Source organism: Amaricoccus macauensis, from assembly GCF_049800915.1.
Classification (GTDB): Bacteria; Pseudomonadota; Alphaproteobacteria; order Rhodobacterales; family Rhodobacteraceae; genus Amaricoccus; species Amaricoccus macauensis_A.
In genome coordinates this window covers 149,629-165,454 of record NZ_JBNAFY010000006.1, presented here as the reverse complement: position 1 = coordinate 165,454, position 15,826 = coordinate 149,629, and the positions used below count along the sequence as shown (strand labels likewise).

Annotated in this window: 14 protein-coding genes; 9 read left to right on the top strand and 5 right to left on the bottom strand. The window is 64.0% G+C overall.

Annotated features, from left to right (window positions below):
- The first annotated feature begins 3 nt into the window (after positions 1-3).
- From ACP15W_RS15915 to grxB, 4 genes are all read left to right on the top strand, one after another.
- Entirely contained in the window at positions 4-1,437 is a 1,434-nt protein-coding gene (locus tag ACP15W_RS15915) for an NAD(P)(+) transhydrogenase (Re/Si-specific) subunit beta (RefSeq protein WP_424933905.1), read from the top strand.
- A 277-nt stretch (positions 1,438-1,714) separates the two neighbouring features.
- Entirely contained in the window at positions 1,715-2,326 is a 612-nt protein-coding gene (locus ACP15W_RS15910) for a DUF4395 domain-containing protein (protein ID WP_424933904.1), read from the top strand.
- Positions 2,323-3,717 carry an aminotransferase class V-fold PLP-dependent enzyme gene (locus ACP15W_RS15905; RefSeq protein WP_424933903.1) on the top strand — a complete coding sequence of 465 codons (1,395 nt, stop codon included), beginning with the start codon at positions 2,323-2,325 and terminating at the stop codon, positions 3,715-3,717. Before ACP15W_RS15910 ends, ACP15W_RS15905 begins: the two co-directional genes overlap by 4 nt.
- Before the next feature lie 151 nt (positions 3,718-3,868).
- Positions 3,869-4,510, top strand: coding sequence for a glutaredoxin 2 (grxB, locus tag ACP15W_RS15900; RefSeq protein ID WP_424933902.1), 642 nt, complete (start codon positions 3,869-3,871; stop codon positions 4,508-4,510).
- Positions 4,511-4,516: 6 nt separating this feature from the next.
- Here the strand turns inward: grxB and ACP15W_RS15895 are convergent, their stop codons facing one another.
- Entirely contained in the window at positions 4,517-5,272 is a 756-nt protein-coding gene (locus ACP15W_RS15895) for a class I SAM-dependent methyltransferase (RefSeq protein WP_424933901.1), read from the bottom strand.
- 33 nt (positions 5,273-5,305) lie between these two features.
- The gene (locus ACP15W_RS15890) at positions 5,306-6,391 is read right to left on the bottom strand and encodes an NAD(P)/FAD-dependent oxidoreductase (RefSeq protein ID WP_424933900.1); all 1,086 of its coding nucleotides are present in this window, start codon (positions 6,389-6,391) and stop codon (positions 5,306-5,308) included.
- Between the two features lie 48 nt (positions 6,392-6,439).
- On the opposite strand from ACP15W_RS15890, the gene mnmD reads away from it, so the two are divergent.
- The 4 genes from mnmD to ACP15W_RS15870 all read left to right on the top strand — a co-directional run bounded on the left by mnmD (position 6,440) and on the right by ACP15W_RS15870 (position 10,973).
- Positions 6,440-7,120 (top strand): tRNA (5-methylaminomethyl-2-thiouridine)(34)-methyltransferase MnmD, encoded by a 681-nt coding sequence (gene mnmD, locus ACP15W_RS15885; protein WP_424933899.1) that lies wholly within the window; start codon positions 6,440-6,442, stop codon positions 7,118-7,120.
- Positions 7,121-7,122: 2 nt separating this feature from the next.
- Positions 7,123-7,995 carry a DMT family transporter gene (locus ACP15W_RS15880; RefSeq protein ID WP_424933898.1) on the top strand — a complete coding sequence of 291 codons (873 nt, stop codon included), beginning with the start codon at positions 7,123-7,125 and terminating at the stop codon, positions 7,993-7,995.
- Positions 7,996-8,105: 110 nt separating this feature from the next.
- Entirely contained in the window at positions 8,106-8,783 is a 678-nt protein-coding gene (locus tag ACP15W_RS15875; RefSeq protein ID WP_424933897.1) for a DUF3047 domain-containing protein, read from the top strand.
- 222 nt (positions 8,784-9,005) lie between these two features.
- On the top strand, positions 9,006-10,973 hold the full coding sequence (locus ACP15W_RS15870) for a hypothetical protein (protein ID WP_424933896.1): 1,968 nt from the start codon (positions 9,006-9,008) through the stop codon (positions 10,971-10,973).
- A 116-nt stretch (positions 10,974-11,089) separates the two neighbouring features.
- Here ACP15W_RS15870 and ACP15W_RS15865 read toward each other — a convergent pair whose 3' ends face one another.
- Positions 11,090-12,754: an FAD-dependent oxidoreductase gene (locus tag ACP15W_RS15865; protein WP_424933895.1), complete on the bottom strand. Its 1,665-nt coding sequence runs from the start codon at positions 12,752-12,754 to the stop codon at positions 11,090-11,092.
- 265 nt (positions 12,755-13,019) lie between these two features.
- On the bottom strand, positions 13,020-14,021 hold the full coding sequence (gene gap / locus ACP15W_RS15860; RefSeq protein ID WP_424933894.1) for a type I glyceraldehyde-3-phosphate dehydrogenase: 1,002 nt from the start codon (positions 14,019-14,021) through the stop codon (positions 13,020-13,022).
- 318 nt (positions 14,022-14,339) lie between these two features.
- Here gap and ACP15W_RS15855 point away from each other — a divergent pair, with 318 nt between their 5' ends.
- The gene (locus ACP15W_RS15855) at positions 14,340-15,119 is read left to right on the top strand and encodes a DeoR/GlpR family DNA-binding transcription regulator (protein ID WP_424933893.1); all 780 of its coding nucleotides are present in this window, start codon (positions 14,340-14,342) and stop codon (positions 15,117-15,119) included.
- A 12-nt stretch (positions 15,120-15,131) separates the two neighbouring features.
- Here ACP15W_RS15855 and ACP15W_RS15850 read toward each other — a convergent pair whose 3' ends face one another.
- Positions 15,132-15,758: a hypothetical protein gene (locus ACP15W_RS15850; protein ID WP_424933892.1), complete on the bottom strand. Its 627-nt coding sequence runs from the start codon at positions 15,756-15,758 to the stop codon at positions 15,132-15,134.
- Positions 15,759-15,826 lie beyond the last annotated feature (68 nt).

Below are 15,826 nucleotides of genomic sequence, written 5' to 3'. Positions count from 1 at the left end.
ACAATGGAATTCGGATTCACGACAGCGGCCTATGTGGTCGCGGCTGTCCTCTTCATCCTGTCGCTCGGCGGTCTGTCGGGCCAGGAAAGCGCCAAACGCGCGGTCTGGTACGGCATCGCCGGCATGGCGCTGGCGGTCTTTGCCACGCTGATCGGCCCGGGCTCGGGCCTCTGGCTGCTCTCCGTCATCCTGATTGCCGCAGGCGGTGCCATCGGTGTGGTCGTCGCCAAGCGCGTCCAGATGACCGAGATGCCGCAGCTTGTCGCGGCCATGCACTCGCTGGTCGGCCTGGCGGCGGTCTTCGTCGGCTACAACGCCCATCTCGAGCTTGGCCGCGTGCTGGCCATGGACGAGACGGCGCGTGAGGCGCTCACCGGCTTTGCGGGCGTTCTCGCTCACAAGAGCCCGGTCGAGCAGTCGATCCTTCGGGTCGAGGTCTTCCTCGGTGTCTTCATCGGGGCCGTGACTTTCACCGGCTCCGTCGTGGCCTTCGGCAAGCTCGCCGGCAAGGTCACCTCCAAGGCCGAGAAACTGCCCGGTGGTCATATCCTCAATGCGTCTGCCGCCGGTCTCTCGCTGATCCTGCTCTTCGTCTACCTCATGGGTGGCGGAATGTGGGCGCTTCTCCTGATGACGCTGCTCGCCTTCTTCATCGGCTACCACCTCATCATGGGCATCGGCGGCGCCGACATGCCGGTCGTCGTGTCGATGCTGAACAGCTACTCGGGCTGGGCCGCGGCGGCCATCGGCTTCTCGCTCGGAAACGACCTGCTGATCGTGGTCGGGGCACTGGTCGGCTCCTCGGGTGCGATCCTGTCCTACATCATGTGCAAGGCCATGAACCGCAGCTTCATCTCGGTGATCCTGGGCGGTTTCGGCAACACGTCAGGTCCGGCGATGGAAGTCGAGGGCGAGATGATCGCAACCGACACCGAAGCCGTGGCCGATGCGCTGAAGGATGCGGATTCGGTCATCATCGTTCCGGGTTACGGCATGGCCGTCGCGCAGGCGCAGAACTCCGTCTCCGAGCTCACGCGCAAGCTTCGTGCGGCGGGCAAGGAAGTGCGTTTCGCGATCCACCCGGTCGCGGGCCGTCTGCCTGGCCACATGAACGTGCTTCTGGCCGAGGCCAAGGTGCCCTACGACATCGTGCTGGAAATGGACGAGATAAACGAGGACTTCCCCTCCACCGACGTGGTGATCGTGATCGGCTCGAACGACATCGTGAACCCCGCGGCACAGGAAGACCCGAACTCGCCGATCGCTGGCATGCCGGTGCTCGAGGTCTGGAAGGCAAAGCAGGTCTTCGTCTCCAAGCGTGGCCAGGGAACGGGCTACTCGGGCATCGAGAACCCGCTGTTCTACAAGGACAACACGCGGATGTACTACGGCGACGCTAAGGCTTCCGTCGACGCGCTTCTGGGTCGTCTCGACTGATCCGATCTCGGATTTGAAATTTCATGGGTGCGCGGGTTTCGGTCCGTGCACCTTTTTTTTTGCCAATGGCCTAGTTCAATTCAGATGGTATTTGTGGAATACTGTGTTCATTGCCACAGGCCCGCACAAAGGCCGCATAGTATTTTCAACGCATCGAATTCGTTTCACCCGCGAATGCAGCTTACTGAGTGAATACTGGTAAATTGGGGGCAAGACGCCCGAGATCTGCTTCCGGAGGCTTGCCTGCACTGCTTTCGCACGCACGGAGGACAAGGCATTGGACGGCTCCATACTTCAAACCCTTCATCGCGAACCCGGCACCAAGCGGCCATTCTACGGTCAACGGCTCGATCCTTCCGCACAACATGGCGCGCGCTTTAAGGCAGGCGTGTTCAACGAGAACGAGGTCCGCGCCGCGGCCGGCATCATGATGGCCATCGGCGGGATCGGACTCGCACATGCCTATTTCGACAGGAACTTCCTGCCGATCCAGATCGTCGTCGCGGTCTTCTTCGCCGAGTTCCTGATCCGCATCACCCTCGGCCTGCACAGAAGCCCTTTCGGCCGGATCGCGCGCCTGATGACCCGCCGCATTTCGCCACACTGGGTGTCCGCGCGGCCCAAGCGTTTCGCCTGGAGCATCGGTCTGGTGATGTCATCTGCCATGCTGATCGTTGCATTGAGTGGCAATCTCGGACCACCGACGCTCCTCATTTGCCTGCTTTGTCTCGCGCTGATGTGGCTCGAGGCCGTCCTCGGGATCTGCGTCGGCTGCGAAATCCACCGGCTCATCGTGCGCCGCGGCTGGGCAGAACCCGATCCGGAGTTCGAGGTCTGCACCCACGGCGACTGCGCCATCTCCGCGCCCCGACCGGGAGAAGCGCCATGAACATGACGTTTCGGGTCAAGCTGCCGTTTTCTCCCGATCGCATGGTCGGAACCGAGAGCCTCGTGCCCCTGCTCGACGGATCGCGCCGCGCCTACGTCAATCTCGACAATGCCGCGAGCACACCCGCTCTCCGCGAGGTTCGGGACGTGGTGAGCACCTTCCTCAACTGGTATTCCTCGGTTCATCGCGGCGCGGGCTTCAAGAGCCAGGTCTCGACCGAGGCTTATGAGGCCGCGCGCGAAACCGTGCGCCGGTTTGTCGGCGGCAATGCGCGCGAGCACGTCACCATCTTCGGCAAGAACGCCACAGAGGCCATCAACAAGCTCGCGCACCGCCTGCCGCTCGGCGAGGACGATGTCGTACTGGTCTCGATGCTCGAACATCACAGCAACGACCTGCCCTGGCGGCGACGGGCGCGCGTCGAACACATCCGCGCCGATGCCGCTGGCCGGCTCGATGAAGACCACTATCAGGAGCTTCTGCAGCAACATGCGGGCCATGTCCGCCTCGTTGCCGTCACCGGCGGATCGAACGTGACCGGATTCATGCCGCGCATCCATTGGCTGGCGGCGAAGGCCCATGCCGCGGGCGCGCAGATCCTTGTCGACTGTGCGCAGCTTGCCCCTCACAGGCGGATCGAGATGGGCCTGCTCGCGGATCCTGCGCATCTCGACTATGTCGCGCTTTCCGCCCACAAGCTGTATGCGCCCTTCGGGTCCGGCGCACTCGTGGGTCGGGCCGACACGTTTGCCGAAGGTGCCCCGGAATACTCTGGCGGCGGCACCGTCGATTTTGTCGGCCTCGACGGCATTGCCTGGGCGGAAGGCCCGGAACGCGACGAGGCCGGCAGTCCCAATGTCATTGGCGCGATCGCCTTCGCCGCGGCAATCGACGCGCTCGAGGCCATCGGCATGGACACCGTGGCCGCCCACGAAGAGGAGCTCACCGCCTATGCGCTCGCCCGGCTGGGCCGTATTCCGGGCATCGACATCTATGGCGATCCCAATCCACGCGGCGCGGGCACCCGCCTCGGGGTGATTCCCTTCAATGTCGCAGGCATGCACCACGGGCTTGTCGCAGCCATCCTCTCCCAGGAATTCGGCATCGGCGTGCGCAATGGCTGCTTCTGCGCACACCCCTACCTCGTCCATCTGCTCGGGCTGGGGGAACAGGACGTTTCGGCGATCAGGTCCCGGATCGCGCAGGGCGACCGGCGTCAGGTACCGGGGCTCGTCCGCGCAAGCTTCGGGGCCTACAACACGACCGACGATGTGGATGCGCTGGCCGAAGCTCTTGATTGCATCGTCACCCACGGCCCCTCCGGCTCCTATGATCAGGATCGCGCGACGGGGGATTTCCGGCTTTCGGAAAAGCTGGCCTGCCTGGGCTGAACAACGCCTTTGCGCCTGGGGAAATCCAGGCGCGCCCTCTTGCATTCCCGCGCCGAGGATTGTCGAATTCCGCTTGTGTCTTCCGAACAGGCCTGCCCGATGAATGGCGCCCGAATCGTTGCGCTCAGGGCCGAACACGAGGAGTGAGTGGATGAAGCTCTATGTCTACGACCATTGTCCGTTCTGCGTCCGGGCACGCATGCCTTTCGGCCTGAAGGACATTCCCTTCGAATTGTGCTTCCAGGCAAATGATGACGAAGAGACCCCGATCTCGATGATCGGTGCCAAGATGCTGCCGATTCTCGAGGACGCAGACGGCTTCATGGGCGAAAGCCTCGATATCGTCCACAAGGTGGATGGCCTGAAGGGCACGCGCCTTTTCGACGGCGAGCCGCGTCAGGACCTCAGAGACTGGCTCAGCCAGTGGAATTCCACCGTTAACGGTCTTGTCATTCCGCGCACGCCCGATCCGGTCTTCCCAGAATTCCGGACGGCATCCGCGCGCGCCTATTTCACCCGCAAGAAGGAGGCGGATTTCGGCAGGTTCGATGATCTGATCGCCGAGACGGACCGCCTCACGGCGGAAATGGAAACCGGCCTCGCAGAGCTCGCACCGATCTTGCCCGACCCGGAAGGCGCTTCCATCGAGGACATCCTGCTCTTCCCGATCCTGCGCAGCCTCTCGATCGTGCCGCAGCTCAACCTGCCGGCCGAAGTCGCCGCCTACCGGGATCGCATGTCCGAGCGCACCGGCATCCCGCTGGTGGAGGCACTGCGCATCGCGGCGGAGTAGGCGGGGCTATTCCGGCAGCTTGCGGGCGATATAGAAGCCATAGCTGAAATAGGCGCTGTTCTGCTCGTAAAGCGCAATTTCCGCGCGTTCGGCCTCGACAATCGCCTCCGCTGCCGGATCGCCCCGATGCCGGGCCAGGAAATCGTCAAACCTGCCCTCCAGAGGCCGGTAATAGGTCTCCAGCCAACAAGACTCGGGCAGCGGGAAATACCCCAGCGGCGCGTAGCCCGCCGCTTCCAATTGCGCCATCTTTTCCGCCGCTGTCGCGACCTCGGCGTACTGCGAGACCCAGTGTTCGTGCAGGTCACGCGGGCGCTCTTTCGTGAGCCAGGTCAGCTCCGAGACCGCCAGAACACCACCGGGTTTGAGAAAATCCCGCCAGCGCCGCACGCCCGCTGCGAACCCGATGTTGTAGATCGCCCCCTCCGACCAGATCGCATCGAACGACCCCACCCGGAAATCCAGCGCCTCCATCGAGGCTTCGAGCGTCGTGATCCTCTCGCGCACGCCGGCGGCGTCGGCCCGGTCCTCCAGCGCTCGCAGGAAATCGGGCAGAAAATCCACTGCCGTGATCTCGGCGTCCAGCTCTTGCGCCAGAACGAGCGTCGATGCGCCGGTCCCGCAGCCGATATCCGCGATTCTGAGCCCCGTATGGGCCCCAAGCCCGGCAAGCCCGATGGCTCGCCGCGTCATGGCATCGCTGCCCGGGCCCTGTCTCGCTCCGCCCAGGTGCAGATCGATCAGCAGTGAAAGATTTTCCATGCCGGTCTCCGTCTTCGTGCAGCATCCCGTCTATCAGGGAAGGAACCGTTCGGGGAGCCCGTGCGACCGCCCTGCCATCATCTCCACCATCGCATTGCCGACAACGGGCGCGAAGCCGAAACCGGTCTTGAACCCCCCATTCGCAAGATAGAGGCCCGGTTGGCCCGGCAATGGGCCCACGACCGGATCGGGTTTCGGTCCCCTGGGCCGTACGCCTGCCCAGCGTTCGAGCACCTCCGCATCTGCAAGCGCCGGGACAATCCGCGCTGCCCGCGCGATCACGTCATCGAGTTGTCCGTCCGTGCCGCAAGGATCGTCAAACACCTTCTCGCTGGTCGAGCCCACGGCCACCGTGCCATGGGCATGGGGCACGATATAGACCCCGTCGGCAAAGACCATGGCATCGGGTGCCGCGCGCGGCGCGAGAAGTGCGGCCTGACCCTTCACGCCCCGCCCGAGCGTTCCGGGCGCCAGTGCCTCGCCCCCGGTTCCCGCCGCCAGCACGATCGCGTCCGCCGACATTGCCCCGCTGTCGAGTTCCACGCGCCCCGAGGCGACGGCGCGAACCGGCGCGGGATGGCGCAGCTCCGCCCCGGAGCCGTGCAGGGCAGCGACAAGCGCATCGACAGCCCGCCGTGGATGCAACCGCGCAGAGAGTGTTTCCCGCACGGCCCCGAACGGGCAGGACATGGGATCGAGCCAATCCGGCAGGCGACTTGCCTCGACCAGATCCCAACAAAAGCGACCGCGCCAGTTCTCCCGCGCGCCCTCCACCTGCGCTTGCATCTTCGCGCGCTCGGTCTCGCTGCCGATCGGCAGGTAGCGCCCGATCCGTCCATAGCCGGCCGAGGCACCGCCTACGGCTTCGATTTCGGCCCAGAAATCCTCCGCGCTCGCCAGCGAATCGAGTTGAACCTGCTTCTTCTCGTTCCAGCCCAGCGGCAGATGCGGCGAGAGCGCCCCGACGATTCCGCCACTTGCCCCCGCTCCCGGCCGCTCCGCCTCCAGGAGACAGACGCTCAATCCGGCCCGAACTGCGGCATAGGCGCAACTCAGACCGAAGATTCCCGCGCCGATGACGGCGACATCGACGGATTCGCCCGTCCTGCCCTTTTCCATGTTGCGCTGCCTGCCTATCCTGCCCCGATCTTCAGTTGGGGATAGATCATGTTTGCCTGCGGTGCGCAAAAGGCGGAAGTAACGTGGCAGGAGGGCGATGTGCCTGTCTCGGTGCGCTTTGCCGATCCGTATTTCGCGCTGGGAAACGGGCTCGCTGAAACCCGCCATGTCTTTCTCGCCGGCAATGACCTGCCTGAGAGGTTCCGTCCCGGCTTCCAGATCGCGGAACTTGGCTTCGGCACGGGGCTCAACGCGCTCGCCGCGGCCCAGGCGTGGAACGAAAGCGGCCAGAGCGGCCACCTGAACTACACCAGCTTCGAGGCCTTTCCGATCGGTGCCCGCGAAATGGAACGCGCGCTGTCGGTCTGGCCCGAACTTGCGCCTCTCGCCGAACCGCTCGTCCGCGCCTGGGGTGCGGGGGCCCGCTTCATCGAACTTCTCGGTCTCAGGCTCACCGTCGTCGAAGGGGATGCACGCGAGATGCTGACCCATTGGACCGGCCGGGCAGATGCGTGGTTCCTCGACGGCTTCAGCCCATCGCGCAATCCCGAGCTCTGGGAGGAGGCGCTGCTTGCCGATGTGGCCGCCCACACCCCGCCGGGCGGAACCTTCGCGACCTATTCCGCCGCCAGCGCCGTGCGAAACCGTCTGAGCGCCGCCGGCTTCGAGGTCGAACGCGTGCCGGGATTCGGCAGGAAACGCCACATGACGCGGGGCCGACAGCCCTAGCCATGTCCCAGACAAGCAATCCGAAGCTCGGGATCATCCTCATGATCCTGGCCATGGCGGTTTTCGCCATCCAGGACGGTCTGTCGCGTTATCTGGCCGAGCACTACCATGTGATGACGGTGGTGATGATCCGCTTCTGGGTCTTCGGTGCTTTCGTGATCCTCTTCTTCAAGCGCCAGCCCGGCGGTCTCGCGCAGGTGGCGAGGAGCGGCGCGCTCCGGTGGCAGATCCTGCGTGGCGTGCTGCTGGTGTTCGAGATCATGGTCATCGTTATCGGGTTCGTCGCCCTGGGCTTGATCGAAAGCCATGCGATCTTCGCGGTCTACCCGCTGCTCGTCGCGGCCCTCGCGGGGCCGGTGCTGGGGGAATACGTCGGCTGGCGCCGGGCGGCGGCGATCCTTGTCGGGCTTGTCGGCGTGCTCATCATCCTTCGCCCCGGTGGCGGCGTCTTCAGTCCCGTAGCGCTGATACCCTTCGTCGCGGCCCTGATGTTCGCGCTCTATGCCCTTCTCACCCGCTTCGTCAGCCGGGCCGACAGTGCGGCCACCAGCTTCTTCTATACCGGGGTTGCGGGCGCGGCGGCGGTCACGGTCATCGGACCGTTCTTCTGGGACCCGATCCACGGCTGGCTCGACTGGACGCTCATGCTCTCCCTGAGCTTTGCGGGACTGCTTGGCCACTTCCTGATGATCAAGGCCTACGAATACTCCGAGGCCGGCGCGATCCAGCCCTTCGCCTATTTCCAGCTCGTCTTCGTGAGCATCATCGGCGTCAGCATCTTCGGCGAGCGACCCGATACCTGGACTATCGCGGGAACGGCAATGATCCTCTCCGCCGGGGTCTACACGATCATCCGCTCTGCCAGGACGAGATAGCTTCCGCAAAGCCGACTGCGCCGCACGCGGCCTTGTGATCGGACGCGATTTGATGTTTTCCGCGTTTTGCCGATTTCATGGCGGGACAGTTGCTCCAAGAAAGACCCGGCATGAAACGTCTCCTCACGCCCCTTCTCGCCGGCTTGGCCCTTGCCGTCGCCCCCGCGTTCGCGCTGGGGCCTGTCAGCTTCGGCCCGAACCTCGATGCATCCGGCTGGCAGGATCTGACCTTCCGCAACCAGGTGCCGGTCGACTACGTCGCGGAAGGAACAGGGACCCTTCGAGCAACATCGAAGAGTGCGGTGTCCCTGATCTGGAAACCCCTTGGCTCTGACTACGCGGCCGGTTCCACCGCAAGCTGGAGTTGGCAGGTCGCACCGGGCGTACCCGCAACCGATCTGGCGCGCCGTGGCGAGGACGACCGCTCGCTGGCCCTCTACTTTCTCTTTGCGGATGATGCGCGCGCGGCGGAAAATCCCCCGGACTCGCTGCGCGCAGCCATGCGCCGGGGCCGGGCACTGATATATGTCTGGGGCGGAGACGATGCGCGCGGAAGCATCATTCAGAGCCCCTGGATGCGCGGTCGCGGCCAGATGATCGTCGCTCAGCCGGCCGCGGGTCCGTCCGGACGGTGGATCTCCGAAACGGCGGACCTGCGCGGGGATTTTCGTCGTGCCTTCGGGCGTGAACCCGGTCCGCTGGTCGGAATCGCCGTTTCCGCCGACAGTGACGATACCGGAACCACCGCGCAGGCGTGGCTGGCCGATCTCGTGATTTCTACCAACTGATCGCGTAGCACCCGAAAAACTAGACCCGTCCTGCGTTTCGGAAGGCCCGTCATCCGTTACGTGAACCGCCTCGGCCCGTCACGCCCCTGGCTGCGGTCTGTCAGGCGTAATACGATTAGACCTGCCGCTCCCGCACGTGCGAACGCGAGTCACGCTGCTGTAACGCTGACTTTGTTTATCTGAAAATTAACCGTTCAACGCACCGCAGAACCCAGGGCAGACATGAGATTTGACACGCAGGCCGGGCCGACCAATCTCTGGGGAAATCCCTCCCCCGAAGAGATGGCGCGCGCTGTTCTCATCAACCCGGACAGACCCGACGAAAAGGGCGGAGCCTACGCCTGCCTCCGGCGCATTGCCGAAGCCATCGGAGGTACATCACGCCCCTTACGGGACTCGTCCATTCCCGCCGGCATCACCTATCTCACCCAATTCGCCTTCCATGATCTGCTGTTTTCCGGCGAGGATACGCCAACCGGGGCAAACCGCCTCGATCTCGCGCTGATCTACGGCAACGGTCCGCTGGTCGATCAGGAATATTACCAGGGTCCGGCCGCGCCGGGAAATCCGCGTTACCTGCTGCTGCTCAACCGGACCCGGATTTCGGATACCGCCCCGCCATGGGGTGCGGACAGGGATCTGCCGCGCATGACCCGCCCGCAGCGTGAACTGACGGGAGCCCATCCCGGCCGCGACGCGCTGTTTCCTTCCCCGCTGTCCGATTCAAATTTGCTCCTGGGCCAGACCCAAACGCTCTGGGTGATGTTGCACAATGCTATCGCCGCGACACTGGTCGCGATTCAGAAGCAGCAATCTCCGGTTGAAGAGCCTGGGGCCGATCCCTACGGCCCGGCCTTCATGTTCGCCCGCAGAATCACCCGAAGCATCTATCGCGACGTCCTGACCCGCGACCTGCTCCGCGCCTGGATGCTGCCGGTCGTCTACAAGGCACTCGAGGGCCGCGATTTCGAACCCTGGGGCGCACAAGCCGGACAGGTCGCATCGCCGGAGTTCCTGGCCGGGGTCGCGCCGCTGCGCCATTGCATTCCGCGCGACAGCTACCGGATCAACGCCCGGCGTGGCGCGGTGTCGCTGCGGGACATCCTGCGCCATACCAGCACGGGCCGCCCATCGGATATGCCGCTGACCGAAGACTGGCTTGCGGATTTCTCGAACTTCTTCGCTGTGGCGGGCTCCACGCCGCAACAGGCCGCGCCGATCGGGCCCCATGTTCCACGGGCCTTCGCCGCTTGGGGCGGTCTGATGCGCGCGGGCACGCCCGAATACCTGGTCCTGAATGACCTCATCGCCGCATCGAGCGGAAGTGTCCGTTCGGTCGCCTCGCTCACCCGTCTGGCGCGGGAGCATCATCCCGAACTGGTCGCGGGCCGTTTTGCTGGAAAGGACACCGTATGGCGGCGGGCGCTGAAATCCTGGCTCGTGAACGCGGGATTTGCGGGGGCGCAACTCAAGAGACTGGCCGAGGATCCCCCGCTGCCGCTCTTCCTCATGCTCGAGGCAGAAGCGGATGCGGGCGGGCGCAGCCTCGGCGCGCTCGGATCACTGATCATGGGCGAAACGATATCCGCGGCACTGGTTCCCGCGGAACGAAACGATGCCTTCGAGGCGCTGCGCTGCCGCGTCTTCGGAGGGCGAGTGCCGGAGGAGATCGGCACCATGATCGAATATCTGCAAAGCCACTACGGGTTTGCAGATGGGGCAAGACTGCACGCCGTGAATACTGGGGGGGCAGGCAGTCGGCATACCGAAGGAGGGAAGAGTATGTTTGACCATCGCGTAGCAAATACGGATTCGCATGAAGAGGCGATCCGGATCATCGACCATGTCGAAATGGGCCGGCTCGTGACGGACTGGGCCACCGGGCAGCGCAACCGGCCGGAAACGGTGCAGGATCTCCGCAAGGAGCTGCGCGGCATCGCCGAGATTCCGGAGCGGATCACCCGCCTGGAATTTGCGCAGGGCGACGAGGAAACCCTTGTGATCCAGCTGCCCGAAAGGGAAGGCGTCGAGCAGGCGATCCAGGAACTTTCGGATCCGGAGTGCGAGAGCGGCTACCCGTTCCCGCAATTCTACGCCGATTTCTTCCACCCGAGCTACAGCCCGGTCATGCCGCCGCTCGACATCCTGATGGCCCGGCTCGGGGATTGCTCGACCGCGAAGTGCCGCTGAGAGGTCCGGCAAGAGGATGAGACGGCTTCGGGGCGACGCGCCGCCGCCCCGAAGCCGTCGGAATGCTCCTGCCTATCGCTCATTCAGACGGCAAGCCCGTCTGAAACGGGTCCGGTCTAGACCGCGCTCTTTTCGCTGGCGCCCTGCGTTTCCACGGGCTTCACTTCCGTCTCGCCACCGGACGCACGCACCCGCGTCATCTTTTCGACATGCTTGTCGAAATAGACCTTCAGGGCCGGGAAGGCGCTCGTGAGCCGCTGGAAGTCATCGGCCGCCAATACCATGACCTTGGTATCCTCGATGGCCCGCACGGTGCCGGTCCGCAGGCCGCTGCCAAGCAGCACTCGTTCGCCGAAATGATCGCCCGGTCCGAGAACTCGCACGATTTCCTCGCCGTCTGCTCCGGGAATGCGCTGCTCCACCTTTCCCTCGATCACCGTGTAGAAGCCATCCGCCCTGCTGCCCCGTTCGAAGATCCGGTCACCCGCCAGGTAATGAACGTATTCCGACCCGCCCTGCAGATGGGTCTTTACCTGCACGGTGTTGCGCGAGAGCACGGTGTCGCTCAGCCAGTTGAGCAGGACGCGCAGCTTGGTCCCGAAGCCCGGCAGGAAGCCGAGATAATAGGCCCTCCAGAGGAGCCAGGCCGCGAACCCCGTGAGCCGCATCCCGTAGACTTCCGCCACACCGCGTCGCCCACCGAGCGAGGCCAGAGACCCTTTCGACGTGTAGTCGAACGGCACGAGATTGGCGCCGCTGATGCTGGCGGCAAGGTTCTTGGCGAGCAACCGGGCCTCGCGCACGGCGAACTGCGCCGTGGGTGGCGCGAAATCTCGTCGGTCCTTGGCGTCCTCCTTCATGGGAATGAGCGCGCAGTCTCCCAGCGACCAGACATTCTCCGCGCCGCGTGCCTTGAGCGTCCGATCCACCGCAAGACGCCCATGGGCCGTCTCCAGGCCGATCTTGCCCAGAAGCGGGGCAGGGGCGTTCCCGATCGTGGCGACGATGGTGCGCGTGCCGATCTTTTCGCCATCGGAGGTAACGACACAGGTGCCCGTCGCCCGCGCCACACCTGTCTTGAGCTTGATCTCGATCCCGCGCTTCTCCAGCGCGCCATGCGCGTATTGAGCCAGGCTCTCGGGCAGTTCCGCCAGCACTCGATCGGCGAATTCGAGCACCACCACCCGGATCTCGCCCGGATCGATATTGGGATAGAATTTCAGCGACCGGTCGATCAGCTCCTTCATCTCGCCCACGGTCTCGATCCCCGAGAAGCCCGCGCCGATCACCGTGAAGGTCAGCAACTCGCGCTTGACCTCCGGCATGGCGGTGATGTCCGCATGTTCGAGCTTGTCGATGACGTGATTGCGCAGCCGAAAGGCGTCGCTCACGTTCTTCATGGTGATCGCATGATCGCTCAGCCCCGGAAAACGCGAGAGATCCACCTCCTGGCCGAGCGAGACCACGAGATGATCATAGCTCACCTCGGTATAGCGCCGCTGCTGGCCTTGGAAGATGGTCACGATCTTCTTCTCGGTGTCCACGTCGTAGATCTGCGCCTGACGGATCTTGACGTTCGGCAGCAGCAGCCGCAGCGGCGCGATCGCGTCACGGGTGGTGATGGAACCCGCAGCCACCTCCGGCAGGAGCGGCTGAAAAACGAAGTGATTGGTGCCGTTGATCAGCTCGAGGTCGGCCCGATCCCCAAGGGTCTTGGAGAGTTCCTTGGCCGCAAACATGCCGGCAAACCCGCCGCCGAGAATGAGTATCCGTGGCTTCATGCATCCATCCCCCTGCTTTTCTATGATGGCTCCCTCTATACCTGAGCAATTGCTCGCGTAAGCAAAAAATGCTCATATCGCAATGCAGCACGAGATTGTTGCGCCGCGGGTACATGGTTCTTCGATGCAAGTATAACAGCCGGGGGCCATTCCTGCACCCTGCCATTCCCGCCGTTCCATCCGCCTTGCGCTCACGAAAAAAGGCCGCGCAGAGAAATCGGCGCGGCCTTGAAGCATTGGATTCCGGCCAATGGGCCGGCAGGGATCAGATCAGCTTCGCGAAGGCGACCGAGGTGTCGGCCATGCGGTTCGAGAAGCCCCACTCGTTGTCATACCAGGACATGATGCGGACAAGCGTGCCGTCCATGACCTTGGTCTGATCCATGTGGAACATGGAGGAATGCGGGTCGTGGTTGAAGTCGGTCGAGACGTTCTTTTCCTTGGTGTAGCCAAGGATGCCCTTGAGCGGGCCTTCCGCAGCTTCCTCGATCGCGGCGTTGATTTCTTCGACGGTGGTCGACTTCTTCGCGATGAACTTGAAGTCCACGACCGAAACGTTCGGGGTGGGAACGCGGATCGCGACACCGTCAAGCTTGCCGTTGAGCTCTGGCAGCACGAGGCCCACGGCCTTCGCGGCACCGGTCGAGGTCGGGATCATCGAAAGTGCGGCGGCACGGGCGCGGTAGAGATCCTTGTGCATCGTGTCGAGCGTCGGCTGGTCGCCCGTGTAGCTGTGGATCGTGGTCATGAAACCCTTCTCGATCCCGATGGCGTTGTTGAGCACATAGGCGACAGGGGCGAGGCAGTTCGTGGTGCAGGACGCGTTGGAGATCACCAGGTCGTCCTTGGTCAGCGCATCATGGTTCACGCCGTAGACGATGGTCTTGTCCGCGCCGCTGGCCGGTGCCGAGACGATCACGCGCTTGGAGCCGTTCTCGAGGTGGAAGGCCGCCTTGTCGCGGGCGGTGAAGATGCCGGTGCACTCCAGCGCGATATCCACGTCACCCCAGGGAAGCGCCTTCGGATCGCGCTCGGCGGTCACCTTGATCGGACCGCGACCGACGTCGATCGTGTCGCCATCGACTGTCACCGTACCCGGGAACTTGCCGTGCACGCTGTCGTAGCGCACCAGGTGGGCGTTGGTTTCGACGGGGCCGAGATCGTTGATCGCCACGACCTCGATGTCGTCACGTCCCGATTCGACGATCGCCCGCAGCACGTTCCGCCCGATGCGGCCGAAGCCGTTGATGGCTACCTTGACTGCCATTGAGTTCCCCCTTCCATAACGCCTGTCTACTCAGACTGCAGTGACCGGCCCGTTGCCGACCTGCAGCAGGAAATGCATTTGCGTCCTACACGCTGGAACCCGCGGGGAGATGTCCCGGATCGGGCCATTCGTGAATTAAGCCTGTTCGGGATAACGCCCCTTCCGCGTCCCTGCAAGCCATGGCACACGCCAAGGGGCGATTTGAGCTCGACGGATCCGGTTTCGCGGGTCTGGCGGTGGTTCGAAGACAGAACCCATGCGAGTTGTTGCAAGCAGGCCGGACCGCGGATTAAATAGCCAAAAGAGGACCCTACCCATATGGCGCAGAATTTCCGTCACTCCGAGATCCTGGCCATGGCGCGGGAGTCAGGCAAGGTCACGGTCGAGGGACTGGCGGCGAAGTTCAACGTGACCGCCCAGACCATCCGCCGGGATCTGGCCGAGCTGTGCGACATCGGCCAGCTCACCCGTGTCCATGGCGGCGCCACGATACCCTCGGGTGTCATCGCGCTGGGGTACGAGGATCGCCGCTCGCTGGCATCCGACGCCAAGGAAATGATGGCGCGCATGGTCGCCGAGCAGATCCCCGATGGCGTCTCGATTTTCATGAACATCGGCACGACGACCGAAGCCGTGGCCCGCGCGCTCCTCAAGCACCGGAACCTGATGGTGGTCACCAACAACCTCAACGTGGCCAACATCCTCGCCACCTCGCCCAACTGCGAGGTCATCGTCACCGGCGGGATGCTGCGCCGCTCGGATGGGGCACTGGTTGGGGAAGTGACCGCCGAGTTCATCGGCCAGTTCAAGGTGGACTACGCGATCATCGGCTCGGCGGCGGTCGATCCCGACGGCTCGCTGCTGGACTATGATTTCCGCGAGGTCCGGGTGGCACAGGCCATCATCAAGAACGCCCGCAAGAGCTACCTCGTGGCGGACAACTCCAAGTTCCGCATGGCCGCACCCGTGCGCATCGCCTCTCTGGCCGAACTCAACGGCTTCTTCACCGACATCGCCCCGCCCCGCACCATCACCCAGCTTTGTGCCGACAACGATGTCTTCGTCCGCACCGTCGAGCATTCGTCTCAGCTCTACTAGATCGGCGCACGCTCACCCCAGGGCGCGACGGCTCTTCAGCGGCTCGCTCTCGACTGCCTCGCGCTGGACAAACTTCAGATGGCCGATAGCCCCCTCGAAGGTTTGATGCACGGGCTTTCGTTCCAGGAAATCGAGAATGCGGTAGAGATTGATTGGGTGCCGCACGATCAGCGCCTTTATCCGGTCCACGGCCTCCTCCACCGGATAGCTATCGACCATCAGGCAGGCGCACTGCGTCGGCGTCAGGATGAAGTAGTCCTGCTCCCGCCGGGTCGCGTAGCGCGTGGCGTCGAAGGGTGATGCTCCGAGCGCATGGAATTTCGGCAGCAGAAAGCGAATGTCCTCCACCCGGTTCTCGAACACCGAGCCCGAAACCTGCCGGAATCCCAGCGGCACGAGGCGCTTCAGCGCGCGCGCCCGCATCGACCCCGTGAGAATGTCCAGATCGGCCCGGTCGTATCTCAGATCGTCGAAGACCGAGATCACCCTGAGGTCCGCATCCGCGACCATCAAGTAGGGATCCCGGTCGAGCGCCCGCACCCGCTCGGCGAAGGGCACAGCCGGGGCCGAAACCGTGCCCGCTTCCTGCTCCCCCGCTGACCGACCGCGCCCCAGAAGCGATGCGAACCTCCCGATCATCCGTCGCCTGTCCTTCCCTGCCAGTCGATTGCCCGCCGAATGCCCGTAGGGGGCCTCGACGCGGCGTC

Excerpts from the sequence above, each read along its gene's own strand:
- mnmD (WP_424933899.1), top strand. The coding sequence starts at position 6,440 with ATGTTTGCCTGCGGTGCGCAAAAGGCGGAAGTAACGTGGCAGGAGGGC.
- ACP15W_RS15895 (WP_424933901.1), bottom strand. The coding sequence starts at position 5,272 with ATGGAAAATCTTTCACTGCTGATCGATCTGCACCTGGGCGGAGCGAGA.
- ACP15W_RS15865 (WP_424933895.1), bottom strand. The coding sequence starts at position 12,754 with ATGAAGCCACGGATACTCATTCTCGGCGGCGGGTTTGCCGGCATGTTT.
- ACP15W_RS15855 (WP_424933893.1), top strand. The coding sequence starts at position 14,340 with ATGGCGCAGAATTTCCGTCACTCCGAGATCCTGGCCATGGCGCGGGAG.
- ACP15W_RS15875 (WP_424933897.1), top strand. The coding sequence starts at position 8,106 with ATGAAACGTCTCCTCACGCCCCTTCTCGCCGGCTTGGCCCTTGCCGTC.
- ACP15W_RS15915 (WP_424933905.1), top strand. The coding sequence starts at position 4 with ATGGAATTCGGATTCACGACAGCGGCCTATGTGGTCGCGGCTGTCCTC.
- ACP15W_RS15890 (WP_424933900.1), bottom strand. The coding sequence starts at position 6,391 with ATGGAAAAGGGCAGGACGGGCGAATCCGTCGATGTCGCCGTCATCGGC.
- gap (WP_424933894.1), bottom strand. The coding sequence starts at position 14,021 with ATGGCAGTCAAGGTAGCCATCAACGGCTTCGGCCGCATCGGGCGGAAC.
- ACP15W_RS15905 (WP_424933903.1), top strand. The coding sequence starts at position 2,323 with ATGAACATGACGTTTCGGGTCAAGCTGCCGTTTTCTCCCGATCGCATG.
- grxB (WP_424933902.1), top strand. The coding sequence starts at position 3,869 with ATGAAGCTCTATGTCTACGACCATTGTCCGTTCTGCGTCCGGGCACGC.
- ACP15W_RS15850 (WP_424933892.1), bottom strand. The coding sequence starts at position 15,758 with ATGATCGGGAGGTTCGCATCGCTTCTGGGGCGCGGTCGGTCAGCGGGG.
- ACP15W_RS15880 (WP_424933898.1), top strand. The coding sequence starts at position 7,123 with ATGTCCCAGACAAGCAATCCGAAGCTCGGGATCATCCTCATGATCCTG.
- ACP15W_RS15870 (WP_424933896.1), top strand. The coding sequence starts at position 9,006 with ATGAGATTTGACACGCAGGCCGGGCCGACCAATCTCTGGGGAAATCCC.